Source organism: Pseudomonas sp. VE 267-6A (assembly GCF_024126555.1).
GTDB lineage: Bacteria > Pseudomonadota > Gammaproteobacteria > Pseudomonadales > Pseudomonadaceae > Aquipseudomonas > Aquipseudomonas palmensis.
In genome coordinates this window covers 1-1323 of record NZ_JAMYBY010000043.1, presented here as the reverse complement: position 1 = coordinate 1323, position 1323 = coordinate 1, and the positions used below count along the sequence as shown (strand labels likewise).

Here is a 1323-nt window from a genome sequence, read left to right as displayed (position 1 = left end):
TGTCTAGTCCTGAAATAGGTTTACACCTGTTCAGGTAGGCCGATAGGCCTCAAAACGCCCGATGCACCGCATCGGGCGTTTTGTTTTTCAGGGCCATATGGGGCCGTTCTGTGTTGTAGATCTGCACTGCCTCATCAACCATCTGCCTCGCTTGCTCCAGATCTTCAGGGCTGCTCAACAGCAGCTCCATCTTGAGGATTCCGTTGATTCGCTCAGCCAGCGCATTCTGGTAGCAGTCATACCCATCAGTCATGGAGCACTGAACGCCGTGCCGTTGGTGCAGTGACTGGTATAGCGCCGAGCAATATTGGATGCCTCGATCCGAATGGTGGACTAATGGCTGGCGACGACGTCGCTTTCGTAAGGCCTGCTTGAAGGCTTGCGCTACTGACTCGGCATGCAGGCTTTCATGGACGTGGTGACCAACAATTTTCCTGGAGTACGCGTCCGTTACCAGGCTCAGGTACAGCGGGCCGTTACGTGCGGGCAGATAAGTAATGTCGGCAACCCAGACGTGCTCCGGCCTTGTCGGAACGACTTGGCTTGGACCGGGCTTGATTAAGTTGGGATGGCGGTAGAAGCGATGAAAGCTCTGTGTTGTCTTGTGGTATGCCCGCTTGGGCAGTACCAGCAAACGGCGCTCTCCCAAGACCTGAAACAGCCTATCTCGGCCGACCTGGAATCGTTTGTCAGGTTGGCAATGCAGCAAATAGTGCAGCTTACGGGTACCCAGACGGGGCTGGCGCAGCCGGACTTGCTGAACAAACTGAACCACCCGATCTGCCTGGCGCTCTTTGCCATCAGCAGCTCGGTTGCGCTTGTAGTAAGCCTGTCGACTGATGCCTAGAAACTGACAAGCCCTGGCAATGCTCAGTCCTGCGACTTGACCTTGCGAGAGGACTTGCCGGATCGCTTTTTTACGACCGAGACACCATAGTCATTTTTCAGAACATCAACGACCGTTTCAAAGAACTGGGCCTTCTGGCTCATCAGCTCAAGCTGCTGCTCAAGCTCTTTGATTCGCTGCTCTGGAGTGAGCATTTTGGGGTCAGACATCGCGCAGCTCCTCTCGTCGCGGATCGAGGCCCCCTGGCTCCAATCCTGCCGACCGTGCTTACGCAACCATACCAGAACCGTCGACCGTCCCTGGATGCCATACCGCACCTGGGCCTGCTTGTAGGTCAGTTCGCCTTTTTCAATCTGATCAACCACCGCCAATTTAAAAGACAGTGAGTAATCACGCTGTGTGCGCTTTACACCTTGCTCCATCTGACTCTCCGGAAATTCGGGATGGGAGGTGTAAACCTTATTCAGGACGGGACA

Annotated in this window: 1 protein-coding gene; it reads right to left on the bottom strand. The window is 54.9% G+C overall.

What is annotated here, in order from left to right:
* Positions 1–49 precede the first annotated feature (49 nt).
* Positions 50–1269, bottom strand: a protein-coding gene (locus NJH59_RS25345) for an IS3 family transposase (RefSeq protein WP_253087467.1) whose coding sequence is annotated in 2 segments (ribosomal slippage) — positions 50–921 and positions 921–1269 — 1221 coding nt in all. Because the reading frame shifts where the segments join, the coding sequence is not laid out codon by codon here.
* Positions 1270–1323: the final 54 nt, after the last annotated feature.